Origin of the sequence: Bradyrhizobium sp. CB1015 (assembly GCF_025200925.1) — a bacterium.
GTDB lineage: Bacteria > Pseudomonadota > Alphaproteobacteria > Rhizobiales > Xanthobacteraceae > Bradyrhizobium.
The window spans coordinates 7,055,075-7,079,401 of the sequence record NZ_CP104174.1; the positions used below are offsets into that span (position 1 = coordinate 7,055,075).

Here is a 24,327-nt window from a genome sequence, read left to right on the forward strand (position 1 = left end):
TTCATACGTGCAGGAGGCAGCCGTAACCGTCGTGCTCTCGCATCTTTCACCCGTCTCGCCGCTATACGGCAAGCCACCTGTCCTACAGAAACGAGAAGGTGCTGCCGCTAACGCAGCGCCAGATCCTCACCTTCGCGGCGCGGCGACCTGTGTCGGCTCGGCGCTGGCGAGTTCCGCGAGCTTGGCGCGCGCGACCTCTCGCGCGTGAGCGTCCTTGCCGGCGGGCAGCGCCAGCGCGGCCTCGAAATCGGCGCGGGCGTCATCGGCCTGGCCGCGGGCGAGGAACGCAAGGCCGCGATCGAGACGGGCCTGCGCATCGGTGGGGTCGAGGCGGACCGCCGTGCTGTAGCTCAGGATGGCGCGATCGAGATCGCCGGTGGCGGCAAGCGCGAGACCGCGCTGGTGATAGGGTGCGGCGAGCTTGGGATCATGCGCGATCGCCTCGTCGTAATCCGCAATGGCAAGCTCGAGGTCGCCGTTCTGCCGGCGCGCCAGCGCCCGGTCGCGATAGAGCGAAGCGCGGTTGGGATTGAGGTGAATGGCCTCGTCGAAATCGGCGATCGCCCGCCTGAAGTCGCCGTGACGCAGCGCGATCCGCCCGCGCCCCGCATAGGCGAAAGCGATCAGCGAGCCGCGCAACGGCGAGAAGCCGATCACGGCCGAGCAGATGTCGGGATCGTCCTCGTCGCCGCAATTGACGACCATGTGCGTGGACAAGCCGACGAGCACGCAAAGGACGATCAGCAATGGTACGGCAAATCTGGTCATCTTCGACGGTGGCCGGCAACGGGCCGGCCACGCATCCCCTTTCGAAGGAATGGTCACGTCGAGGTGTTAACACCGGTCGGGGACGCCCCTGTGTGCGCCAGATCACAAAGCCGGACGCAAATCCCTCGCCGGCTCCGTCAGCCCCAAGGACCACGTGACGGGCCGCGTGAGGAGGAGCGGCCCCAGGGACCGCGCGGCGGATAGTTCTCGTTGGCGCCGACCGACGGCGCCGCGCGCGTGCCGAGCTCGGCCGCGAGCTGCTGGAGCGCGGCGACGCGGTTCTGCGTCGAGGGGTGGGTGGCAAACAGATTGTCCACGCCATGACCCGACAGCGGATTGATGATGAACATGTGCGCGGTCGCAGGGTTTCGCTCGGCCTCGTAGTTCGGCACCTGGTGCGCGGCGCCCTCGATCTTCACCAGCGCGGAAGCCAGCCACATCGGCTGTCCCACGATGCGCGCGCCGAGATTGTCGGCGGCATATTCGCGGGTACGGCTGATCGCCATCTGCACCAGCATGGCGCCGAGCGGAGCGAGGATCATCAACAGGATCGAGCCGACGATGCCCGGACCGTTGTTGTTGTCGCGGTGGCCGCCGAAAAACATGCCGAACTGGGCAAGCATCGAGATCGCGCCGGCAATGGTCGCGGTAATTGTCATCAGCAGCGTGTCGTGATGCTTGATGTGCGCGAGCTCGTGCGCGATCACGCCGGCGAGCTCCTCCCGGCTGAGCTGGTTCATCAGACCGGTGGTGACGGCGACCGCGGCATTTTCCGGATTGCGGCCAGTGGCGAACGCGTTGGGCTGGACCTCATCCATCACGAACACGCGCGGCATCGGAAGGCCGGCGCGGCCCGCAAGCTCGGCGACAAGGCCGACCAGCTCCGGCGCGGTCGAACGATCGACCTCATGGGCGCCGTACATCGACAGCACCATGCGGTCGGAGTTCCAGTAGGTGAAGAGGTTGGTTGCGGCGGCAATGACGAGCGCGATCATGGCGCCCGAGGCGCCGCCGATCAGATAGCCGACGCCCATGAACAGGGCGGTCAGGCCTGCGAGCAGCATTGCGGTACGAAGATAGTTCATGGCCGTCTCTCCTGGCCGGCCGCGGCCTCTGCAAGCGCCGCAGGCCGGCCCACATCAGGTGGGGATGACCCCGGCCGGGCTGCAAGGTTTCCGGGTGCGTCGCGGAGCCGCGGCACTGGTTTGAGCGCCACCCTTCCATTAAACTTCGTCAAGAATCCCAGCGTCTCCTCCCTTCCGGAATCCTCATGCTCCTGACCCGACTTGCGATCGCGGCCACCGCGATTCTCGCCTTCTCCGATCCTGCCTCAGCCCAGTTCGCGCCGCCGCCTGCCAGGCCTGCCGCGCCAAAAGCCATCCCGCCGTCGCCGCGCGCTGCCTCGTGCCACAATGGCGCGAGCTTCGATCGCTTCCTGGCCGACGTGAAGCAACAGGCGGTGGCCGCCGGCGTGTCGCAGCGGGCGATCGCGGAGGCATCGCCCTATCTCGTCTACGATCAGGGCATCGTCAACCGCGACCGCGGCCAGCGCGTGTTCGGTCAGATCTTCACCGAATTTGCCGGCCGCATGGCAGCGCCCTATCGCATGCAGAACGGGCAGCAGCACATCAAGCAATACGCCGCGGCGTTTGCACGCGCGGAAAAGGAATACGGCGTGCCGCCCGCCGTGATCGCCGCGTTCTGGGGCCTCGAGAGCGATTTCGGCGCCAACATGGGCAATCTGCCGACGCTGAAATCGCTGGTGTCGCTGGCCTATGATTGCCGCCGCTCCGAGATGTTCGTGAACGAGACCATCGCGGCGCTGAAGATCATCGACCGCGGCGATCTGCATCCCGAGGAGATGATCGGCTCCTGGGCCGGCGAGCTCGGCCAGACCCAATTCCTGCCCGTGCACTACGTCAACTACGCGGTCGACTATGACGGCGACGGACGGCGCGACCTGTTGCGCTCGCCGGCCGACGTGATCGGCTCGACCGCGAACTACATCGCAAACGGACTGAAATGGCGGCGCGGCGAGCCATGGCTGGAGGAGATCAAGGTGCCGCCGAACCTGCCGTGGGAGAAGACCGATCTCACCGTGCGCGAGCCGCGATCGACATGGGCGCAACTCGGTGTCACCTATCCCGACGGCCGTCCCTTGCCGAACGACAATCTCGCAGCGTCCGTGCTGCTGCCGATGGGACGCTTCGGGCCGGCTTTCATGGCCTATCCGAATTTCGCGGCCTACACCGAGTGGAACAACTCGCTGATCTATTCGACCACCGCGGGCTATCTCGCCTCGCGTATCGCCGGAGCCGCGCCGATGCGCAAGCCGACGGCGCCGGTCGCGCAATTGCCGTTCAACGAGCTCAAGGAATTGCAGCAGCTGCTGGTGCGCGCCGGCTTCAACGTCGGCAAGGTCGACGGTGTGCTGGGGCAGCAGAGCCGCGCCGCGGTCAAGGCGACGCAGGTCAAGTACGGCCTGCCGGCGGATTCCTGGCCGACCGCCGAGCTGCTTGCGCGTCTGCGCGGGGGCACGGCGCAGGCCCAGCCACAGACGACGATCCGCTAAGCCCTCCTTGTCATGCCCCGGCTTGCCGTCTTCGCCGAAGCTTGGGCGAAGGCGGCAAGCCGGGCGATGACAGCGAGGGTGTGGCGGCGATGACAGCGAAGAAGGTGGCCGCGGTAGAATTTTCGCATCGCACAAGCCGCTTTCCGCGATTGTAATTTTCCATGAGGCTCCCATGTGAGTGGCTCAGGTTTTCTCCTGAGATTTTCTCCACCATTTGAAGCGAGCATCACATGTCCTTCTACGACGCCGTCGTCCCCGCCTACTTGCAGATGCTGAACAGCATGATCGGCCTGCTGACCAAGGCCGAGGCGCATTGCGCGGCCAAGAAGATCGAGCCGAGCGTCCTGCTCGGCTCCCGCCTGTTCCCGGACATGTTGCCGCTGTCGAAACAGATCCAGCTGGTCAGCGACTATCCGACCAAAGGCTGCGCACGGCTGACGCAAAGCGAGGTCCCCTCGACGCCTGACACCGAAACGAGCTTTGCGGAGTTGAAGCAGCGGCTGGCGAAGACGATCGACTATGTCAAATCCTTCAAGCCCGAGCAGTTTGAGGGAGCCGACGCCAAGGACGTCACCTTTCCGGTCGGCCCCGGCAAGACCATCACCATGACGGGACAGCAATTCCTGAGCTCGTTCTCGCTGCCGAACCTCTATTTCCACGCGGCGACAGCCCACGGCATCTTGCGTCACAACGGCGTCGAGATCGGCAAGCGCGATTTCCTCGGCGCGAACTGATTTGTGAAATCGCACGGCGCCGGCAGCGGAAATCCGCTGTCGCCGCCGGAATTGCACATGAATTATGCTACGCGGGCGCTGCCGCGTAGCTCGCCTGCACTTTCCGTATGGCTCATCCCTTGCGCCTGATGTCGCGATGCACAAGTGTTCGAGACCTCTCACCGCCTGGAAGCACTCCCATGAGCCGTTCGACCAAATTGTTTGAGACCTACAAGCTCGGCCCGATCACGCTGGCGAACCGCCTCGTCATGGCGCCGTTGACGCGCAACCGCGCCGTACCCGGCACCTTCGTGCCCGGTCCGCTCGCCGCCGATTATTACGCCCAGCGCGCGTCCGCAGGCCTCCTGATCACCGAGGCGAGCCAGGTCTCGCAACAAGGTCAGGGCTACCAGGACACGCCCGGCATTTATAGCAAGGATCAGGTCGCCGGCTGGCGCAAGGTCACCGACAAGGTGCATGAGCGCGGCGGCAAGATCTTCATCCAGCTCTGGCATGTCGGCCGCATCTCGCATGTCGATCTGCAGGCGAACGGCGTAGCCCCGGTGGCACCGAGCGCGATCCGCGCCAAGGGCAAGACCTTCGTCAACGGCGGCTTCGCCGACGTCTCCGAGCCGCGCGCACTCGAGCTCTCCGAAATTCCCGGGATCATCGACGACTTCAAGCGCGCCACCAAGAACGCGCTGGAAGCCGGCTTCGACGGGGTCGAGATCCACGGCGCCAACGGCTACCTGCTCGAGCAGTTCGCCAAGGACGGCGCCAACAAGCGCCTGGATGCCTATGGCGGCTCGATCGAGAACCGCGCGAAGCTGATGCTGGAGGTCTCCAAGGCCGTCGTCGCCGAGGCCGGCGCCGAGCGTACCGGCATCCGCATCTCGCCGGTGACGCCGGCCAACGACATCTCCGATTCCAACCCGCAGGCCCTGTACGATCACATCGTCGACGGCCTCAGCGCGCTGAAGCTGGTCTATCTCCACGTGGTCGAAGGCGCCACCGGCGGGCCGCGCGACATTGCGCCGTTCGACTATGCGTCCTTGCGCAAGCGCTTTGCCGGCGCCTACGTCGCCAACAACGGCTACGATTTCGACCTCGCCACCAAGGTGCTGGACGCGAACGCCGCCGACCTCATCGCCTTCGGCAAGCCGTTCATCTCCAACCCCGACCTCGTCGAACGCTTGAAGGCTGGTGCGGCGCTGAACGACTGGGACAAGAACACCTTCTACGGCGGCGGCGCGAAGGGATACACGGATTACCCGACGCTCGCGGCCGAGCCGGCGGAGTAATTTTCCTTCTCCCTCTCCCCGCTTGCGGCAGGGCTATCGCATATGACTTGTGGCGGCGGCCTGCGAGCACGCCTCGTCCTTCGAGACGGCGCTTACGCGCCTCCTCAGGATGAGGCTAATCAGCGTCAGTGCTCGTTGAAACCGTTGCCGCGCACTCCGCCCTCATCCTGAGGAGCCCGCCCAAAGCGGGCGTCTCGAAGGATGGCCGCAGGGAAAAGCTCTCAAATGCGATAACCCTCCCGCAAGCGGGGAGAGGCAAGGAAAGAAAAAGGCCGGGATTGCTCCCGGCCTTTCGCATTTGATGACTTACGCGCCGCTTACTTCACTTCCGCGCGCTTGGGCGGCGTCGCGGGCCACGACTTGATCAGGGTGTCGTAGTCCACCGTCTCGCCCTTCGGCTTCTCATTGGCGAGCTTGCGCTGCGGCGCGATGGTGCCGTCCTTCTGGGCCTTGGCGAACCAGAATTCGGCCGACTCCTTCTTGTGCAGCTTCGGACCGCAGGCGCCCTGCACGCCGGACTTCTCCAGACGCTCCAGCACGGAGTCCTGGGCCGCCGCGAGAGCATCCATCGCGGCTTGCGGCGTCTTCGCACCGGACGACGCATCGCCGATGTTCTGCCACCACAGCTGGGCGAGCTTCGGATAGTCGGGCACGTTGTTGCCGGTCGGGGTCCACTGCACGCGCGCGGGCGAGCGGTAGAACTCGATCAGGCCGCCGAGCTTCGGCGCACGCTCGGTGAACGACTTGTCCCAGATGTCGGATTCACGGATGAAGGTGAGACCGACATGGCTCTTCTTCAGGCTCACCGACTTGGAGACGATGAACTGGAGATAGAGCCAGGCCGCCTTGCGGCGATCCGGCGGAGTCGACTTCAGCAGCGTGGCGGAGCCGGCGTCCTGGTAGCCGAGCTTCATGCCTTCCTTCCAGTAGGAGCCGTGCGGCGACGGAGCCATACGCCACTTCGGCGTACCGTCCGCATTCACCACCGGCAGACCCGGCTTCACCATGTCGGCGGTGAAGGCGGTGTACCAGAACATCTGCTGGGCGATGTTGCCCTGCGACGGCACCGGGCCGGACTCGGAGAAGGTCATGCCCTGCGCCTGCGGCGGCGCATACTTCTTCATCCACTCGAGATACTTCGTGATCGAGTAGACTGCGGCCGGACCATTGGTGTCGCCGCCACGCTCCACCGAAGAGCCGACCGGGCGGCAGCCTTCCATGCGGATGCCCCATTCGTCGACCGGCAGACCGTTCGGAATGCCCTTGTCGCCGTTGCCGGCCATCGACAGCCAGGCGTCGGTGAAGCGCCATCCGAGCGAGGGGTCCTTCTTGCCATAGTCCATATGGCCGTAGACCTTGACGCCGTTGATCTCCTTGATGTCGTTGGTGAAGAATTCGGCGATGTCCTCATAGGCGGACCAGTTCACGGGCACGCCGAGCTCGTAGCCATACTTGGCCTTGAACTTGGCCTTGTAGTCGGGATTGGTGAACCAGTCGTAGCGGAACCAGTAGAGGTTCGCGAACTGCTGGTCGGGCAGCTGGTAGAGCTTGCCGTCCGGCCCGGTGCCGAACGACTTGCCGATGAAGTCGTTGACGTCGAGCATGGGGTTGGTGACGTCCTTGCCCTCGCCGGTCATGTAGTCCGACAGCGCAATGGTCTGGCCGTAGCGGAAATGCGTGCCGATCAGGTCGGAATCGTTGATCCAGCCGTCATAGACGTTCTTGCCCGACTGCATCTGGGTCTGCAGCTTCTCGACGACGTCACCTTCCTGGATGAGATCGTGCTTGAGCTTGATGCCGGTGAGCTCGGAGAATGCCTTGGCCAGCGTCTGCGATTCATATTCATGAGTCGTGATCGTCTCGGAGACGACGTTGATCTCCATGCCCTTGAACGGCTCGGCGGCCTTGGCGAACCACTCCAGCTCCTTCTTCTGGTCTTCCTTCGACAGCGTCGAAGGCGTGAATTCCGCGATCCACTTCTGGATCACGGCGTCGTCGGCGGCGCGAACCGGCGCCGCGACGGCGAACGACACTGCGATGATCGCAGCGGCGCTGGACATGGTCAGAAAACTATTCTTGGTCAATGGACCTTTCCTTCTCCTAAACTGTCGCATGTTGTTCCTCCGTTGCAGCGACAAACTTTTATACAGGCCCGGGTTGGTCCCGGATCTGGCCGTCCCTTCGCAAGCTTCAGACCGTGCGGAAAATGAGCGCGGCCGTGACCAGCGAAATTCCTGATGCGAGCCACAGGCTCGAGATCTCAAACCCCTCCTCGCCGACCGGCAGCGTGGCGATCGCGTCGGTCCCGACGAGGCCGATCCATGCGAGGTGGATGACGGCGGCCGCGATCAGCGAGATGAACAGGCGGTCGCCGCGCGTGGTCGGGATGCGCAGCACGCCGACGCGCTCGGCCTCGGGATAGACCGCGGCGAGCCAGGTCATCACGGCAAGCGTCGAGGCCAGCGCGACGAAGAAGATCGCGGTCGGCAGCGTCCAGGCCATCCATGCGATGGATTCCATAGCTCTTACTCCTTGAGCATGATCTGGTCCGAAAACCGGTTTCCACTTTTCGGGATCATGCGCGCCTCCTAGACCCGGCCGAGCGCGAAACCGCGCGCGATGTAGTTGCGGACGAACCAGATCACCAGCGCGCCCGGAATGATGGTGAGCACGCCGGCGGCGGCCAGCAGGCCCCAATCCATGCCGGCTGCCGAGACCGTGCGCGTCATGATCGCGGCAATGGGCTTTGCGTGCACCGAGGTCAGCGTGCGCGCCAGCAGCAGCTCGACCCAGGAGAACATGAAGCAGAAGAAAGCGGCGACGCCGATGCCGCTCGCGATCAACGGCACCAGGATCTTGATGAAGAAGCGCGGGAAGGAATAGCCGTCGAGGAAGGCGGTCTCGTCGATCTCCCGCGGCACGCCGGAGACGAAGCCTTCGAGGATCCAGACCGCGAGCGGAACGTTGAAGATGCAATGCGCGAGCGCGACGGCCCAGGGCGTATCGAACAGGCCGATCGCCGAATAGAGGTTGAAGAACGGCAGCGCATAGACCGCGGCCGGCGCCATGCGGTTCGACAACAGCCAGAAGAACAGGTGCTTGTCGCCGAGGAAACGGTAGCGCGAGAAGGCGTAAGCCGCCGGCAGCGCCACGGCGATCGAGATGATGGTGTTGAGGACGACGTATTCCAGCGAATTGATGTAGCCCGAATACCAGCTCTCGTCGGTGAAGATGCGCTTGTAGTGCTGCAGCGTCGGGGTGTGCGGCCACAGCGTCATCGTCGAGACGATCTCGCTGTTGGTCTTGAAGCTCATATTGACGAGCCAGTAGATCGGCAGCAGCAGGAAGACCAGGAACAGCCCCATGATGAGGCGGCGGCCGGGGATCGAATGCATCAGGCCACTCCTTCCCTAGGCTTGAGTGCGGGCACGGGCTTGAGCGCGGCCGAAGGCTTGGGCTCCACCGCCGGCTCGCTCGAAGCCTGGACTTTGCGTTCGACACCGGCATTGGTCATGACGGTGTAGAAGATCCAGCAGACGATCAGGATGATGAGGTTGTAGACCAGCGACAGCGCGGCGGCCTTGCCGAGGTCGAACTGGCCGAGCGCGATCTTGACGAGCTCGATCGACACGAAGGTGGTGGAATTTCCGGGTCCGCCGCCGGTGACGACGAACGGCTCGGTGTAGATCATGAAGCTGTCCATGAAGCGCAGCAGCACCGCGATCAACAGCACGCGGTTCATCTTCGGCAGCTGGATCGCCTTGAACACGGCCCAGCGCGAGGCGCCGTCGATCTGCGCGGCCTGGTAATAGGCTTCGGGAATCGACTTCAGGCCGGCGTAGCAGAGCAGCGCGACCAGGCTGGTCCAGTGCCAGACGTCCATCACGATGACGGTGACCCAGGCATCGACGTCGTTGGAGACGTAGTTGTAATCGAAGCCCATCGCGTTGAGGACGTAGCCGAGCAGGCCGATGTCGGGACGCCCGAAGATCTGCCAGATCGTGCCGACCACGTTCCAGGGGATCAGCAGCGGCAGCGCGAGAATGACCAGGCAGGCCGCCACCGTCCAGCCCTCGCGCGGCATCGACAGCGCGACGACGATGCCGAGCGGCACCTCGATGGCAAGGATGACAAGGGAGAAGAACAGGTTGCGGCCGAGCGAGGCGAGGAAGCGGCCGCCGAGATCGGTGGAGGGATCGAGTAGCTCCTTGAACCAGCCGACGCCGTTCCAGAAGAACTGGTTGTTGCCGAAGGTGTCCTGCATCGAATAGTTCACCACCGTCATCAGCGGCAGCACCGCCGAGAAGGCGACGACCAGGAACACCGGCAGCACCAGGAACCAGGCTTTTTGGTTGACGGTCTTGTCCATCAGGCGGCTCCCTCCACCAGAAGGCTGTCGGCATAGACGTGGACGTGCGACGGATCGAATTTCAGCCCGGCGCTGCCGTCCGCGCTGGTGAAGCTGCCAGGGGCGCGCGCGGCGAGCTTGGCGTCGCCGACGCGCACCCGCGCGAAGCGGATGCGGCCGAGATCGTCGATGCGCTCGATCCTGGCGGTGAGCAGGCTAGGTGCGGGCGCGACCACCTCGACGAATTCGGGACGGACGCCGATCTCGATCTTCGCGCCCGCAGGCAAGTGGTCGTAGCTGCGGTTCAGCGCGATGACGTGACCGCCAATGCGCGCCTCACGCCCCCTCACCTCCGCCGGCAGGATGTTCATGCCGGGCGAGCCGATGAAGTAGCCGACGAAGGTGTGCGCCGGCTTGTCGAACAGCTCGGCCGGCGTGCCGCTCTGCACCACGCGACCGTCATGCATCACGACCACGGTGTCGGCGAAGGTCAGCGCCTCGGTCTGGTCGTGGGTGACATAGATCATCGTAAGGTCGAGCTCGCGATGCAACGCCTTCAGCTTGGAGCGGAGCTGCCATTTCAGCTCGGGATCGATCACCGTCAGCGGCTCGTCGAACAGCACGGCGGCAACGTCGTTGCGCACGAGACCGCGGCCGAGCGAGATCTTCTGCTTGGCGTCGGCGGTCAGGCGCGTGGCCTTGCGGTTCAAATAGGGCTGGAGGTCGAGCAGGCGGCCGATCTCGGCCACGCGCCTGTCGATGTCGGCCTTCGGCACGCCGCGGTTCTTCAGCGGAAACGCCAGATTCTGCGCCACCGTCATAGTGTCGTAGATCACCGGAAACTGGAACACCTGCGCGATGTTGCGCTTCTGGGTTGACAGCGGTGTGATGTCCTTGCCGTCGAACAGGATTTTTCCCCGCGACGGCGTGATGATGCCGGAGATGACGTTGAGCAGCGTGGTCTTGCCGCAGCCGCTCGGGCCCAGCAGTGCATAGGCGCCGCCCTGCCGCCAGGTCATGGTGACGGGCTTCAGCGCAAAGCTTTCCTGCGGCGCCTTGTTGCCGCCGTAGGAATGGGCGAGATCGACGAGGTCAATGCGGGCCATGGCGCATCTCCCCCTTAAGAGCTTTTTCTGTTTGACGCGTTTTCTTCACGCGAACCGCTACGCACTTCGCTTGAGAACGCTATGCTCGGTGCCGCGACCAAGCGGTCGGCGGCATCGAAGACGAAGACGTCGTTGGGATCGAGCACGGCATCGAGCATCTGGCCCGGCTCGAACTCGTGCACCCCGTGCAGCACCGCCACCCAGTTCGATCCGTCGCGGGTCAGATGCACGAAGCTCTCCGAACCGGTGATCTCGGTCACCGTGACGGTGGCGTGGAAGGCGTGACGGTCCGCCTCGCCATTGGCAAGCCCGAGCTGATGGGCGCGGAAACCGACACGATAGAAGCCGTCGGGCAGACCGGCATAAAGCCCGGACGCGGGCGCTGCACTCCCGCCAGCATATTGGACCATTCCATTCCCCTTCTCGAGGCCCACGAGATTCAGCGGCGGATCGGAGAACACCTGGGCGACGCGAAGCGTCTGCGGCCGGCGATAGACGTTGGTGGTCTCGCCCATCTGCAGCGCCTGGCCCTCCCACATGCACACCGTATTGCCACCGAGCAGCAGCGCCTCGGTCGGCTCGGTGGTGGCATAGACGAAGATCGCGCCCGAGGCTTCGAAGATGCGCGGCAGCTCGGCCCGCAGCTCCTCGCGCAGCTTGTAGTCGAGATTGGCGAGCGGCTCGTCGAGCAGCACGAGGTCGGCGCCCTTGACCAGCGCGCGCGCGATCGCGGTGCGCTGCTGCTGGCCGCCGGAGAGCTGGAGCGGCGTGCGCTTCAGGAACGGCTCGAGCCGCAGCAGCTTTGCGGCCTCCGCCACGCGCGCCTCGATCTCGTCGCGCGGCTTGCCCTGCACGCGCAGCGGCGAGGCGATGTTCTCGTAGACCGTCAGCGAGGGGTAATTGATGAACTGCTGATAGACCATCGCGACCGAGCGCTGGCGCACGTCGGCGCCGGTGACGTCCTTGCCGTTGACGAACACCTTGCCCGTGGTCGGCTTGTCGAGGCCGGCGAGCAACCGCATGATCGAGGTCTTGCCTGACAGCGTCGGCCCGAGCAGCACGTTGAGCGTACCGCTCTCGAGCGTCAGCGAGACGTCGCGGATGTGCGGCACGCCTTCCACGGTCCGGGTCACGTGATCGAGTGTCACGGTCATGAGCGTCCTCCCGCTTCCAGCAGGGGACTTTGCGCCACGCCGTGGCTCCTGATCCAGTCGTCGAGGGCCGCGATCTCGTCGGCAGATAGTCGCAGGCCGAGCTTGGAACGACGCCAGACCACGTCCTCGGCGGTGACGGCCCATTCATTGGCCATGAGATAGCGGACCTCGCGTTCGGTCAGCGTGGCGCCAAAGGCCTGGCCGAGATCCGCTGCCGATTTGGCATCGCCGAGCAGCTTGATGGCACGGGTGCCATAGGCGCGCGCCAGGCGCCGCGCATGCTCATGGCTGAGGAAGGGATAGCCGGACTGCAGCTCGGCGATCAGGCCGTCGATGTCGGATACGTTCATGTCGCCGCCCGGCAGCGGCCATTTGCCGGTCCAGCCTTCGCGCGCTTTGGCGCTGCGCAGATAGGGCGCAAGGCGCTCCAGCGCCTCCTCGGCGAGCCTGCGATAGGTCGTGATCTTGCCGCCATAGATCGACAGCAGCGGCACGCCGCCGGGCGTGTCGAGCTCGAACACGTAATCGCGCGTCGCGGCCTTGGCCTCGCTGGCGCCGTCGTCATAGAGCGGACGCACGCCGGAATAGGTCCAGACCACGTCGGTGGGCGCGACAGGCTTGGCCAGATATTCGCTGGCCGCCTTGCAGAGATATTCGATCTCTTCAGTCGTCGCCTTCACCTTGGCGGGATCGCCGTCATAGTCGCGATCGGTGGTGCCGATCAGAGTGAAGTCGTCCTGGTACGGGATCACGAAGATGATGCGGCCGTCGGCATTCTGGAACATGTAGGCGCGGTCGTGGTCGTAGAGCTTCTTCACCACGATGTGCGAGCCCTGCACCAGGCGCACCTTGGCTTTCGCATTGACGCCGGCGCCACGGCCGAGCACGTCCTCGACCCAGGGTCCGCCGGCATTGATCAGCGCCTTGGCCCGGATCTGCGAGCGCGCGCCAGTCAGCGTGTCGATCATGCTGACGGTCCAGACGCCGTCCGACTGGCGAATCTCGGTGGCGCGGGTGCGGGTGCGGATCTCGGCGCCCTTGTCGGCGGCATCGCGCGCATTGAGCACGACGAGGCGGGCGTCGTCGACGAAGCAGTCCGAATATTCGAAGGCGCGGCTGTAGCGATTCGGGATCAGCGGCTTGCCGACCTGATCGCGCTTGAGATCGACCGAGCGGGTCGCCGGCAACAGGTGACGGCCGCCGATGTGATCATAGAGGAAGAGGCCGAGGCGTAGCAGCCAAGCCGGGCGCAGGCCGGCGTGATGCGGCAAAACGAAACGCAGGGGCCGGATGATGTGGGGCGCGATGCCCCAGAGGATCTCGCGCTCGATCAGCGCCTCGCGGACCAGCCGAAACTCGTAATATTCGAGATAGCGCAGGCCGCCATGCACGAGCTTGGTCGACCAGGACGATGTCCCGCTCGCCAGGTCGTTCATTTCGCACAGGAAAACCGTGTTGCCGCGGCCCACCGCGTCGCGCGCGATGCCGCAGCCGTTAACACCGCCTCCAATGATGGCGAGATCGAAAATACGCTCCAACAGACGCATCCCCCGGCGACCGCCCGTTCGTCGAGCGGTTACTTTCGTTTTTGATTAGATCACACCCGAAAACGAAAGCAAGATGAAAGAGAGGCGACAGGAAGCGAAAGAGGAACTTTTTTGGTAGGCAATGAGGCGGCGAAATCGACAGGTGAATGGATGGAATTGCGTCAAGCCGCACGATTGAAAGGTAGCCCCCATGGGCCGGGCCAGCTTGTATGTAGCAACATTTCTACATAAATTGCACAACACAGCATAGCCACCGCTTGGAGGCTCAGACCATGGTGACCACCCTGACCAGCCGAGAATTCAATCAAGACACCAGCGGCGCCAAGAAAGCGGCATCGCAAGGACCCGTTTTCATTACGGACCGCGGCCGTCCGGCCCATGTCCTGCTAACGATTGAGGATTACTTGCGCCTGACCGGCGGACACATGAGCCTTGCGGAAGCTCTGGCGCAGACGAACGCGGATTTTGATTTCGATCCGCCTCGCGTTGGTGAGGGCATCTTCAGGGCTGCTGATCTCGACTGATGTTCCTGCTGGACACCAATGTCATTTCCGAATTGAGGCGACCGGACAAGGCAGATCGGCGCGTCGTTGCCTGGGCAGGCGCAATTCCAGCAGCAAACTTCTTCATCTCAGTCATTTCAATTCTCGAGATCGAACTTGGCGCTCGCCTGATCGAACGCAAGGACGCAGCGCAAAGTGCCATCTTGCGCAGCTGGATCGACAGCCAGATTCTGGCTCGCTTCGAGGGCCGGATCCTGGCCATCGATACGGCTGTCGCGCAACGTTGCGCGCAACTTCATGTTCCCAACCCACGCGCTGAACGCGACGCGCTCATTGCTGCAACCGCGCTAGTTCATGGTTTGACGGTTGTTACGCGCAATGTAGAGGACTTCAAATCGACGGACGTCGCGCTACTCAACCCGTGGGACGGCGCTTAGACTCTATCTCAGCCGCACCACCGGTGCGGCTTCCGGCGCGGCATCCTGGGCGTCCGCCGGCGCATCATCGATATCTGCCCCCTTCGGCATCGCCTCGACCACCTCGATGCCCTTGCTGTGGCAGATGGTGGCGAGGCGCTCGGGCAGCTCCTGGTCGGTGACGAAGGTCTGGATCTGGGTGATGTGGGCGATGCGCACCGGCGCGCTGCGGCGGAGTTTTGTGGAATCGGCGACCAGCATGACGCTGCGGGCGTTGGCGATGATGGCCTGCGCCACCTGCACCTCGCGATAGTCGAAGTCGAGCAGCGCGCCCTCCTCATCGATCGCCGAGGCGCCGATGATGGCATAGTCGACCTTGAACTGACCGATCAGCTGCGTCGCGGTCGAGCCGACCACGGCGCCGTCGGCGCGCCGCACCGTGCCGCCGGCGACGACCACCTCGATGCGCGGATGGCGGTAGAGCAGCATGGCGACATTGAGGTTGTTGGTGATGACGAGCAGATCCTCATGCGAGGTCAGCGCGCTCGCGACCTCCTCCGTCGTGGTGCCGATGTTGATGAACAGCGAGCAGCCGTTCGGGATCAGCGAGGCGGCGGCAGCGCCGATCGCCTTCTTCTCGTCGGCGGCGACGAAGCGGCGCGCCTCATAGGCGAGGTTTTCCACGCCCGAGGCGATGATGGCGCCGCCATGGATGCGGGTCAGCGAACGCCGCTCACAGAGATCGTTGAGATCCTTGCGGATCGTCTGCGCCGACACCTCGAAGCGGCGCGCGAGCTCCTCGACCATGACACGGCCGGAGGCGCGCGCGATGTTGAGAATTTCGGCTTGGCGATGGGTCAATCCAGTCACGGCAAGGCCTCAAGTCAGGATAGTGCATGGTGCGGCGGTTCGCGCCTGCGGTCAATGCGGATGCCGATCACGGTTAACGGATGGAGGTCCTCACCACGCCATTTCTTACCACGCCATGACGCTCGCAAGACGTGCGATCAGGTCCGGGTCGTCGAACGCGCTGGCGGAGGCGACCGCGCCTGCTCCAACCAGGTCAGCATGGCTGAGGCTGGTGCGGATGCCGACGGTTGGAATGCCGGCGGCCGTTGCGGACTGCACGCCGGTGCGGGAGTCCTCGAATGCGATCGAGGCTTGCGGGCTCGCGCCGACGAAACGCAGCCCTTCCTGATAGGGCAGCGGATGCGGTTTGCCGTGCGGCAGCTCGGCGCCGATGACGAGCGCCTTGAAACGATGCATGATGCCGAGGCCGGAGAGCAGCAGCTCGGCGTTGAGACGCGGCGCGTTGGTTACCGCGACCATGGGAATGCCGGCGCCATCGGCGCGGTCGAGCAGCGCCATCAGGCCCGGCAGCGGCGCGATCTGCCCGGCCACGAGGGTGCGGAAGACCTCCTCCTTCTCTTCGAGGATGAGGGCGCGCCGCTCCGGCGCCTGGTGGGGCAGAAAGCGCTCACCGATCGCGACATTGGCGAAGCCCTGCAGCTCCCGGGAGAAGCGTGCGTGGTCGAAGACATGGCCGTGAGGACCGAGCACCTGGTTGAAAGCCTTCAAGTGCAACGGGTCGGTGTCGGCGAGCGTGCCGTCGATGTCGAACAACAATGCCCGGCCCATTCCATCGTGTTTGGTCTCGATCATTTCCGTACTTTCCCAAATGCGCGACGCATCGATGCGGAAGGCGTATCAATAGGGCCTCGATCGCGCAATGACGCATCCACATGACCGGCAGGCGACACTCGACAAAGCCGCGCGCGACTGCAACACTGGTTGCAAGATCAAAAAGGAGGAAACGATGACGATCAACCGACGCGATCTGGCTCTCTCGACGCTCGCCGTCTCCGCGCTTGCGTTCGCCAGGCCGGCGCTCGCCGCTTCGGCAGACGAGGACGCCGTGGCGAAGAGGGTCGAGGCCTTCCGCCTCGCCCAGATCGCGGCCGATCCCAAGGCGCTCGGCGCGCTATGCGCGGAGGAGCTGAGCTACAGCCATTCCAGCGGAAAGGTCGAGGACAAGGCCACCTTCATCGCCAACGCGACCGACGGCAAGTCGAAGTTCTTGTCGATCGAGTACAAGGATCCCACCATCAAGGTGGTCGGCCCCGCAGCGATCGTGCGTTTCCACTGGCTGGGCGAGCAGGAGATGGCGGCCGACGGGAAAAAAGTATCGACCAACCTTCACATCCTGATGAACTGGCAGAAGCAAGGCGACGAGTGGAAGCTCTTGTCGCGGGCGGCGACGAAGTTGTGATGGCTTCTTACCCTCTCCCCTTGTGGGAGAGGGTGGCTCGCCGCGCAGCGGCGAGACGGGTGAGGGGGATGTCTCCGCGAGGGATACTCTCAAACGCCTGGGCAAGAAGAGAGATACCCCTCATCCGGCGCTTCGCGCCACCTTCTCCCACAAGGGGAGAAGGAAGAAGGCAGCAACATCAAGGGCGGCAATAAATTCCGACCACGCTCCACGCGCCCGGAATACCAGCGGAGGTCGTTACGCCGCCTCCTTCACGTCGCCGTTCACCAGCCTGCGCGCGGCGCGCTCGGCTTCGCGGGGGTTGCGGAAGAGCTGGCCTTCGAGACGGTTGAAGCGGTGCGACGAGGCGAAGAAGCAATAGCCTCCAGAAGAACGAACGACGATACCTGCGGTCTGCGAATCGACTTCGATGATGTAGCTGTCCGGCATGGTCCGTGGATTCCTCAGTGCGGGCAAACAACGGTGCTCCTGCCCAAAGGTTCCCAAGGGCATTTGCGGCCGTTTCCACCCCGAATCGACATGCAATTGAGTACGCCGGGACCTCATCCGTTTTATGACTGGTTCTTGGCGAAGCCGCGACGAGGATGACTTGCTCGTGCCGCGTTTTGCGGCGCTGCAAAGCCTCCAAGATGAGGCAGAGCGTCGCGCGCGATTACGTCGCGATCGGCGGATCGTTTCGCTGGATCGCCTGTGGACGGCCGTGGTCGTCGATCGAGACGTAGGTGAAATGACCGTCGGTGACGAGGAACGGATGCAGCTCCTTGCGCCGCAATGCCCAGGCCTCGAGATGCACGGTCAGCGAGGTGCGCCCGACGCGCACGAGATTGGCATAGACCGAGACGAGATCGCCGACATAGACCGCTTTGCGAAAATTCATCGCCTCGATCGCGACCGTCACGGTGCGCGACCGCGCGACCTTCGAGGCGAACACGCCGCCGCCGACGTCCATCTGACTGAGCAACCAGCCGCCGAAGATGTCGCCGTTGGCATTGGTGTCGGCCGGCATCGCCAGCGTGCGAATGCAGAGATCACCGCTCGGCCCGGTCGCTTGTTCGCTCATATGGCTCTCACTTGAAACTGTCCCAGCCCGGATCGGGCGCGAAACGCGCGCCGAATCGTTCCGCCAGCGCGCGCAGGGTGGATACAATGTTTTCCACGCCGCGCGTGCGCGCATAATTCAGCGGACCGCCGCGGAACGGTGCATAACCGGTGCCGAAGATCATGGCGCCGTCGACCGCATCGGCATCGTCGACGATGCCTTCGCGCAAGCACGCGACGCAGACATTGGACATCGGCAGCACCAGGCGGTCGATCATCTGGTCGGTGACGCGCGGACCGGTCTCCGGCAACGGGGGCTTCTGCGCCTTGCCGTCCTTCCAGGTATAAAAGCCCTTGCCGGTCTTGCGGCCGAGCTCGCCCTTGGCGACCTTCTCGCGTAGCCAGGCGGGCGTCGGCGGCAGGAGATCGCCGAACTTGGTGCGCAGCATGTCGCCGACGTCGAGGCAAATGTCGAGCCCGACCTGATCGGCCAGCTCGATCGGTCCCATCGGCATGCCGAACTGCTCGGCCGCGCCATCGATCAGACGCTGGTCGATCTTCTCGTCCAGCATCACCATGGCTTCGAGCATGTAGGGCGTCAGCGCGCGGTTGACGAGGAAGCCGGGCGAGCTCTTCACAGGCAAAGGCAGTCGGTCGATGGCGCCGACGAAGGCGAGCGCCTCTTTCAGCACGTGTGCATCGTTGCCGTCGTGGCTGACGACCTCGACCAATTGGAGCCGCGACACCGGGTTGAAGAAATGCAGGCCGACCAGCCGCTCCGGCCGCGCCAGCGTGGTGCGCAGGTCCTGCAGCGGAATGCTCGACGTGTTGGTCGCGAGGATCGCGCCGGGCTTCATCCGCGGCTCGAGCCCGGCATAGACCTTCTGCTTCAGCTCCAGTTTTTCCGGCACGGCCTCGATGATGAGGTCGGCATTGCGAACGCCCTCGCCGTCCATATCGGGGATCAGGCGATCGAGCGCGTCGCGGACGTCGGTGGGCTTGCGGATGATCTTGCCGTAGAGGTCGGCCGCGCGTTTGACCGCGCCCGCGATCGGCTCCGGCTTCATGTCGGCGAGCGAGACGCGAAGACCCTGCCCCGCACACCAGGCCGCGATGTCCCCGCCCATGGCGCCGGCGCCGATGACGTGGACATGCTTGACCGCGTTGCCGGAGCCTGCCGCTTTCTTCATCTGCTCGCGCAGGAAGAAGACGCGGATCAGGTTCTGCGCGGTCGGCGTCACCATCAGCTCGGCGAACGAGGCCTGCTCGGCCTTCAGCATCGCCGCCTTGCTGCCGCCGTGGGTCTCCCAGAGATCGATCAGTGCGTAGGGCGCTGGATAATGCTCGCGCGATGCGGCCTTCGCGGCCTCCGCGCGCATGCGCTTGGCCAGCAGGCCACGCACCGGCCCTAGATTGGCGGCACGCGTCAGCAGTCCAGGATTGGCTCGCTTCAGGCGGCCGAACAGCGCATCCTTCACCGCGCCCTGGACATGGCGCTCCTGCGTCACGGTGTCGACGAGGCCGAGCGCCTTGGCGCGGCGCGCGTCGATGGTTCGGCCGGTCAGCATCAGCGCCATCGACTGGGTCGGATTGACCAGCGCGGTGAATCGGGCGGTGCCGCCGAGACCGGGATGCAGGCCGAGCATCACCTCCGGGAAGCCGAAACGCGCCCCCTCGATGGCGATGCGCGCTTGGCAGGCCAGCGCAACCTCGAGCCCGCCGCCGAGGCAGAAGCCGTGGATCACAGCGACCGTCGGCAGCTTCAAGGCTTCGAGATGATCGACGACCGCGTGCGCGGCACGGATGCGCGTCTCCACCATGCCGGGGTCAGACGCGCCGCGGAATTCGTTGACGTCGGCACCGGCGATGAAGCCGGACGACTTTGCCGAGCGGATGACGAGGCCGGCCGGGCGATCGGTCTCGATCGCCGCGAGCACGGCGTCGAACTCCTCCATCACCTCGGAGGACAGCGTGTTGGCGCTGGCGTCAGCGCGGTCGAACAGCAGCCAGGCGACACCATCCGCATCGCGCGTCAGCTTGAAGTGCTTGTAGGGACCATCCGGTGCGGGCCGCGGCCCGAGCTCCAGCACGCGGTCGGCGAGCACGGTCATGATCTTGGAATCCATGGTCACACCGCCTCGATCAGCATGGCGCCGCCGAGCCCGCCGCCGATGCATTCGGTGGCAATTCCGCGCCGCGTGCCGAGCCGCTTCATCGCGTTGACGAGATGCAGCACGATGCGGTTGCCGGAGGTGCCGACGGGGTGGCCGAGCGAAATCGCGCCGCCATCGACGTTCAGCCTCTCGCGGTCGATCTCGCCGGCGGCACCCTCGAGCCGCAATATTTCGCGGCAGAACTTGTCGTCGTTCCAGGCGGCGAGACAGCCGAGCACTTGCGTTGCGAAGGCCTCGTTCAGCTCCCAGGTCTCGACGTCCTTGATGGTGAGATCGTTGCGCTTCAGCAGCGGCGTCACCGACATCACGGGTCCGAGCCCCATGATGCTGGGATCGAGCGCGGCCCAATGGCTGTCGACGATGACGGCCCTCGGCGTCAGCTTGTGCTTTGCCACTGCCGCGTCGGAGGCGAGGATCACCCAGGAGGCACCGTCGGTGATCTGCGAGGAATTGCCGGCGGTGACCTGGCCCCACGGGCGCTCGAACACCGGCCGGAGCTTGGCGAGCGTCTCGGCCGTCGAATCCGGGCGAACGCCATCGTCGTGGTCGAAGAACTTGCCGTCGCGGGAGAACGCAGTCTCGACCTCGCCCTTCAGATAACCCGCGCTTTGCGCATGCGCGAGCCGGCGATGGCTTTCGGCGGCATAGGCATCCGACTGTGCGCGGGTGATGCCGAAGAGATGGCCGACGACCTCGGCGGTCTGGCCCATGTTCAGCTCGGTGACGGGATCGGTCAGGCCGCGCTCGAGGCCGATGATCAGCTTGAGATCGCGCGGCCTCAGCTTGAACGCCGAGGCGATCTTCGCGGCCACGCCCTTGGCAGTGGCAAGACCGGCGAACCAGCGCACGCCGGAATTCGGCCAGACCAGCGGCGCGTGGCTGAGCGCCTCGGTGCCGCCGGCCAAAATCATGTCGGCATGACCTTCGCGGATATAGCGGTAGGCGGTGTCGATCGACTGCATGCCCGAGCCGCAATTGATCTGCACGGTGAAGGCGACCATGTCCTCGCCCATGCCGAGCCGGAGCGCCGCGACGCGGGCCGGATTCATCTCGTCCGCGATCACGTTGACGCAGCCGAGGATAACCTGGTCGAAGCTATCGGGAGCGAACGGCTGCCGCGCTAGAAGCGGCCGTCCGCACTGCACGGCGAGATCGACCGGCGTGAACGGCCCTGGCCCCGAACGCGCCTTCAGGAACGGCGTCCGGCTGCCGTCGACGATAAATACCGGTCGTGCCATCAGCTCGCCGCCCTCTGCTCACCGAGTTCCTGGAAGAACTGATGCACATTGACGGTTTTCTTGTAAATCGGCGACAGCGCCTCCGGCGCAAAATCGTCGACCTCGATCACTTTTGTGACGGCTTCATGAGCTGCAGCAAGCTGCTCACCCTCAACCTGGGTGACCACGCCCTTGCTGACGGCCTCCTTCCAGTCGCGGATATGCGCCGCACGCATGCGCCTGGCGATCGCATCCGTCGCGGCGACCAGCTTGAACGCGCGCTCCAGCCGGGCAAGGCCGCCGTCGTCGTCGACATAAGCGAGATCCGGCGTGAGGCGCTCGCGTGCCGCCGACGGCTCGAGCACGAGGCTCGCGCATTGGTGCACGATTCGGTCGGAGGGGCCGAGAACGCGGGCGCCGAAGGGCTGGACCACGAGCTTGAGGAAGCCGGCCACGACGCGGTTCGGCAGATTGGCCAGGATTTCGGCAAGCCGGTTCTCGATGGTTTTGAATCCGGCCGCCATGCACCATTCCAGCGCGGCAAAATCCTCCTTCTGCCGCCCCTCGTCCTGCCAGCGCTTCAGCGCGGCCGATAGCAGGTACAGCTCGGACAGGATGTCGCCGAAGCGGGCCGACAGCATTTCCTTGCGCTTGAGCGCGCCGCCGAGCGTCAGCAGCGCCATGTCTGCGCAGAGCGCGAACGCCGCCGAGTAGCGCGAGAGCTGGCGATAGAACGGCGTGGCATCGCCCGCATCGGGCGCCGGCGCGAATGCGCCAAAGGTCCAGCTGCGACCCAAGGCGCGGAAGAGGGTCCGGAAGCTGTGGCCGACATGCTTCCAGAACGCCTTGTCGAACGCGCTGAGCCCGCGCTCGCGATCGGTGTCGGCAAGCGCATTCATCTCGTCGAGCAGGTAAGGATGGGCGCGGATCGCTCCTTGCCCGAACACGATGAGATTGCGGGTCAGAATGTTGGCGCCCTCCACCGTGATGCCGACCGGCACGGCGCGGTGGAGATTGCCGAGATAGTTTTGCGGACCGTCGATCACGGCCTTGCCGCCATGGATGTCCATGGCGTCGTCGACCGCGGTACGCATCCGCTCGGTCGCGTGCAACTTCATGATGCCGGAGATGACGGCGGGATGGACGCCGGCATTCAGCGCCGCGCAGGTCAGCCGGCGTGCCGCGTCGAGCTGATAGGCCGTGGCGACGATGCGCGCGAGCGGCTCCTCGACGCCTTCGAACTTGGCGATCGAGATGCCGAACTGCTCGCGGATGCGGGCATAAGCGCCGGTGGTGCGCGCCGCATAGGCGGCGCCGGCCGCCGACAGTGACGGCAGCGAGATTCCCCGGCCGGCGGCCAGCGCCGTCATCAGCATCTTCCAGCCCTGCCCCAGCCGTTCCTTGCCGCCGATGACGTAATCGAGCGGAATGAAGACGTCGCGGCCCCAGTTCGGGCCGTTCTGGAAGACCTGCATCGAGGGCAGATGACGCTGCCCGATCTCGACGCCGGGCAAGTTCGTCGGGATCAGCGCCACGGTGATGCCGAGCTCTTCCTGGCTCCCGACGAGGTGATCGGGATCATAGGCCTTGAAGGCAAGGCCGAGCAGCGTCGCGACGGGGCCGAGCGTGATGTAGCGCTTGTGCCAGTTGAGGCGGAGGCCGACGACCTCGCGCCCCTCGAATTCGCCCTTGCAGATGATGCCGCTGTCGACCATCGAGGCGGCATCGGAGCCGGCTTCCGGGCTGGTGAGGCCGAAGCAGGGAATCTCGCGTCCGTCGGCGAGGCGCGGCAGCCAGCGCTGCTGCTGCTCCGTGGTGCCGAAGCGCATCAGGAGTTCGCCGGGCCCGAGCGAGTTCGGCACCATCACGGTGACCGCGGCCGCGATCGAGCGGGTCGAGATCTTGCGCACGACTTCCGAATGCGCGTAGGGCGAGAAGCCGAGGCCGCCGAACTGCTTCGGAATGATCATGCCGAAGAACTTTTCGCGCTTGACGAAGTGCCAGACGTCCTGCGGCAGGTCGCGCGATTCCCAAAAAATCTTCCACTCGTCGAGCATGGCGCAGAGCTCGTCGACGGGACCACTCAGGAACGCCCGTTCCTCGTCCGTCAGCGTCGCCTGCGGGACCTTCAGCAGCTTCGACCAATCAGGGTTGCCGGTGAAGAGATCGGCATCCCACCAGACGTCACCCGCCTCCAGCGCTTCGCGCTCGGTGTCGGACATCGCCGGCAGCACGCCGCGCGCCCATGAGAAGATCGGCTTTGTGATGGTGTCGCGGCGGAAGCTCATGGCGGACCTCATGCATCGGCGCGGTGCCAAGTCATTTTAGCGGAAATCGGCTGGCGGAGGCGAACATCTCGCCTGCAACATTGACGCGGCCGGGCGGCCGCCCGAGCCATAACGGCCTGGGCGTGGGGACAGTTCCGGGAGGGGGTGGGGGCTGTAACGGCGCGCCCCGGAATGACGGGTGGAGAGAACGGTGGCCGGCCTAATCCGGCCGGATCATCTCGAACATGTTTTCCGGCTTGATCTCGAAATAGTCGCCGCGCCGGCCGGCGCGGACGATGGGGCGGGCGGCGGCGGTCTGGTAGACGCCGTCCTTGATCAAGGCCTTGTCGATGTGGACGGCGACGACCTCGCCGAGCGTCAGCCAGGCGTCGGCCTCCTTGCCGTTGGCGCCCTTGAGGCGGACGATGTCGGAGACCTTGCACTCGAAGGCGACGGGGCTCTCAGCCACCCGCGGCACGTTGACGAGCTTGCCGGGCACGGCAGTGAGGCCCGCGACCTCGAACTCGTCGACCTCGGGGGCGACATGCGCCGCGGTCGCGTTCATGTGCTTTGCCAGATCCATCGTGGTGAGATTCCAGACGAACTCGCCGGTCTGCTGCATGTTCTCGACCGTGTCCTTCCAGTTGGTGGAGGAGAAGCCGATGATCGGCGGCACGTAGCAGAACGCGTTGAAGAAGCTGTAGGGCGCGAGGTTGACGTGGCCCCTGGCGTCGCGCGAGGAGATCCAGCCGATCGGCCGCGGCGCGATGATGGCGTTGAAAGGATCGTGCTTGAGGCCGTGGCCCTTGGAGGGCTCGTAGAAGTACAGGTCTTTGTCGGTCACGCGCTTGCTTCTCCGGTCTCCGTCATTCCGGGGCGATGCATAGCATCGAACCCGGAATCTCGAGATTCCGGATTCGGTCCTGCGGACCGC

General features: G+C 64.9%; 23 protein-coding genes. 6 read left to right on the forward strand and 17 right to left on the reverse strand.

Annotation, left to right across the window (positions count from 1 at the left end; translation table 11 throughout):
* Positions 1-126 precede the first annotated feature (126 nt).
* A complete protein-coding gene (locus tag N2604_RS33095; RefSeq protein ID WP_260372160.1) occupies positions 127-768 on the reverse strand; it encodes a tetratricopeptide repeat protein in 642 nt (213 codons plus the stop codon).
* A 137-nt stretch (positions 769-905) separates the two neighbouring features.
* Positions 906-1,853: a zinc metalloprotease HtpX gene (gene htpX, locus N2604_RS33100; RefSeq protein ID WP_260372161.1), complete on the reverse strand. Its 948-nt coding sequence runs from the start codon at positions 1,851-1,853 to the stop codon at positions 906-908.
* Between the two features lie 185 nt (positions 1,854-2,038).
* Here htpX and N2604_RS33105 point away from each other — a divergent pair, with 185 nt between their 5' ends.
* The 3 genes from N2604_RS33105 to N2604_RS33115 all read left to right on the forward strand — a co-directional run bounded on the left by N2604_RS33105 (position 2,039) and on the right by N2604_RS33115 (position 5,354).
* Positions 2,039-3,340, forward strand: coding sequence for a lytic murein transglycosylase (locus N2604_RS33105; RefSeq protein WP_260372162.1), 1,302 nt, complete (start codon positions 2,039-2,041; stop codon positions 3,338-3,340).
* Between the two features lie 230 nt (positions 3,341-3,570).
* Entirely contained in the window at positions 3,571-4,074 is a 504-nt protein-coding gene (locus tag N2604_RS33110; protein WP_260372163.1) for a DUF1993 family protein, read from the forward strand.
* Positions 4,075-4,253: 179 nt separating this feature from the next.
* The gene (locus tag N2604_RS33115; protein ID WP_260372164.1) at positions 4,254-5,354 is read left to right on the forward strand and encodes an alkene reductase; all 1,101 of its coding nucleotides are present in this window, start codon (positions 4,254-4,256) and stop codon (positions 5,352-5,354) included.
* A 317-nt stretch (positions 5,355-5,671) separates the two neighbouring features.
* Here the strand turns inward: N2604_RS33115 and N2604_RS33120 are convergent, their stop codons facing one another.
* The 7 genes from N2604_RS33120 to glpD all read right to left on the reverse strand — a co-directional run bounded on the left by N2604_RS33120 (position 5,672) and on the right by glpD (position 13,509).
* The gene (locus N2604_RS33120; protein WP_260376361.1) at positions 5,672-7,414 is read right to left on the reverse strand and encodes an ABC transporter substrate-binding protein; all 1,743 of its coding nucleotides are present in this window, start codon (positions 7,412-7,414) and stop codon (positions 5,672-5,674) included.
* Positions 7,415-7,544: 130 nt separating this feature from the next.
* On the reverse strand, positions 7,545-7,874 hold the full coding sequence (locus tag N2604_RS33125) for a DUF2160 domain-containing protein (RefSeq protein WP_260372165.1): 330 nt from the start codon (positions 7,872-7,874) through the stop codon (positions 7,545-7,547).
* Positions 7,875-7,942: 68 nt separating this feature from the next.
* Positions 7,943-8,749 carry a carbohydrate ABC transporter permease gene (locus N2604_RS33130; protein ID WP_260372166.1) on the reverse strand — a complete coding sequence of 269 codons (807 nt, stop codon included), beginning with the start codon at positions 8,747-8,749 and terminating at the stop codon, positions 7,943-7,945.
* Positions 8,749-9,723 carry a carbohydrate ABC transporter permease gene (locus tag N2604_RS33135; RefSeq protein WP_260372167.1) on the reverse strand — a complete coding sequence of 325 codons (975 nt, stop codon included), beginning with the start codon at positions 9,721-9,723 and terminating at the stop codon, positions 8,749-8,751. The genes N2604_RS33130 and N2604_RS33135 overlap by 1 nt, the downstream gene beginning before the upstream one ends.
* Positions 9,723-10,808 carry an ABC transporter ATP-binding protein gene (locus N2604_RS33140; RefSeq protein ID WP_260372168.1) on the reverse strand — a complete coding sequence of 362 codons (1,086 nt, stop codon included), beginning with the start codon at positions 10,806-10,808 and terminating at the stop codon, positions 9,723-9,725. Before N2604_RS33140 ends, N2604_RS33135 begins: the two co-directional genes overlap by 1 nt.
* 14 nt (positions 10,809-10,822) lie before the next feature.
* Positions 10,823-11,962 carry an ABC transporter ATP-binding protein gene (locus N2604_RS33145; protein ID WP_260372169.1) on the reverse strand — a complete coding sequence of 380 codons (1,140 nt, stop codon included), beginning with the start codon at positions 11,960-11,962 and terminating at the stop codon, positions 10,823-10,825.
* Complete coding sequence (glpD, locus tag N2604_RS33150; RefSeq protein WP_260372170.1) at positions 11,959-13,509, reverse strand: glycerol-3-phosphate dehydrogenase; 1,551 nt, start codon at positions 13,507-13,509, stop codon at positions 11,959-11,961. Before glpD ends, N2604_RS33145 begins: the two co-directional genes overlap by 4 nt.
* A gap of 272 nt (positions 13,510-13,781) precedes the next feature.
* Between glpD and N2604_RS33155 the strand changes: the two genes are divergently transcribed.
* Together N2604_RS33155 and N2604_RS33160 are read left to right on the forward strand one after the other, a co-directional pair.
* The gene (locus N2604_RS33155; protein ID WP_260372171.1) at positions 13,782-14,033 is read left to right on the forward strand and encodes a type II toxin-antitoxin system Phd/YefM family antitoxin; all 252 of its coding nucleotides are present in this window, start codon (positions 13,782-13,784) and stop codon (positions 14,031-14,033) included.
* Complete coding sequence (locus tag N2604_RS33160) at positions 14,033-14,449, forward strand: type II toxin-antitoxin system VapC family toxin (RefSeq protein WP_260372172.1); 417 nt, start codon at positions 14,033-14,035, stop codon at positions 14,447-14,449. Before N2604_RS33155 ends, N2604_RS33160 begins: the two co-directional genes overlap by 1 nt.
* Positions 14,450-14,452: 3 nt before the next feature.
* Here N2604_RS33160 and N2604_RS33165 read toward each other — a convergent pair whose 3' ends face one another.
* The gene (locus tag N2604_RS33165) at positions 14,453-15,298 is read right to left on the reverse strand and encodes a DeoR/GlpR family DNA-binding transcription regulator (RefSeq protein WP_145667733.1); all 846 of its coding nucleotides are present in this window, start codon (positions 15,296-15,298) and stop codon (positions 14,453-14,455) included.
* Positions 15,299-15,403: 105 nt separating this feature from the next.
* The gene (locus N2604_RS33170; protein WP_260372173.1) at positions 15,404-16,090 is read right to left on the reverse strand and encodes an HAD family phosphatase; all 687 of its coding nucleotides are present in this window, start codon (positions 16,088-16,090) and stop codon (positions 15,404-15,406) included.
* A 154-nt stretch (positions 16,091-16,244) separates the two neighbouring features.
* On the opposite strand from N2604_RS33170, the gene N2604_RS33175 reads away from it, so the two are divergent.
* Positions 16,245-16,697 (forward strand): nuclear transport factor 2 family protein, encoded by a 453-nt coding sequence (locus N2604_RS33175; RefSeq protein WP_260372174.1) that lies wholly within the window; start codon positions 16,245-16,247, stop codon positions 16,695-16,697.
* A 237-nt stretch (positions 16,698-16,934) separates the two neighbouring features.
* Here N2604_RS33175 and N2604_RS33180 read toward each other — a convergent pair whose 3' ends face one another.
* From N2604_RS33180 to N2604_RS33205, 6 genes are all read right to left on the reverse strand, one after another.
* Positions 16,935-17,126, reverse strand: a complete 192-nt coding sequence (locus N2604_RS33180; RefSeq protein WP_260372175.1) for a hypothetical protein — start codon at positions 17,124-17,126, stop codon at positions 16,935-16,937.
* Positions 17,127-17,349: 223 nt separating this feature from the next.
* Complete coding sequence (locus N2604_RS33185; RefSeq protein WP_025038210.1) at positions 17,350-17,757, reverse strand: acyl-CoA thioesterase; 408 nt, start codon at positions 17,755-17,757, stop codon at positions 17,350-17,352.
* 7 nt (positions 17,758-17,764) lie between these two features.
* Positions 17,765-19,861 carry a 3-hydroxyacyl-CoA dehydrogenase NAD-binding domain-containing protein gene (locus N2604_RS33190; RefSeq protein WP_260372176.1) on the reverse strand — a complete coding sequence of 699 codons (2,097 nt, stop codon included), beginning with the start codon at positions 19,859-19,861 and terminating at the stop codon, positions 17,765-17,767.
* A gap of 2 nt (positions 19,862-19,863) precedes the next feature.
* The gene (locus tag N2604_RS33195; RefSeq protein WP_260372177.1) at positions 19,864-21,147 is read right to left on the reverse strand and encodes an acetyl-CoA C-acetyltransferase; all 1,284 of its coding nucleotides are present in this window, start codon (positions 21,145-21,147) and stop codon (positions 19,864-19,866) included.
* A complete protein-coding gene (locus N2604_RS33200; protein WP_260372178.1) occupies positions 21,147-23,414 on the reverse strand; it encodes an acyl-CoA dehydrogenase in 2,268 nt (755 codons plus the stop codon). The genes N2604_RS33195 and N2604_RS33200 overlap by 1 nt, the downstream gene beginning before the upstream one ends.
* Positions 23,415-23,613: 199 nt before the next feature.
* Entirely contained in the window at positions 23,614-24,237 is a 624-nt protein-coding gene (locus tag N2604_RS33205; RefSeq protein ID WP_260372179.1) for a flavin reductase family protein, read from the reverse strand.
* Between the last annotated feature and the right edge of the window lie 90 nt (positions 24,238-24,327).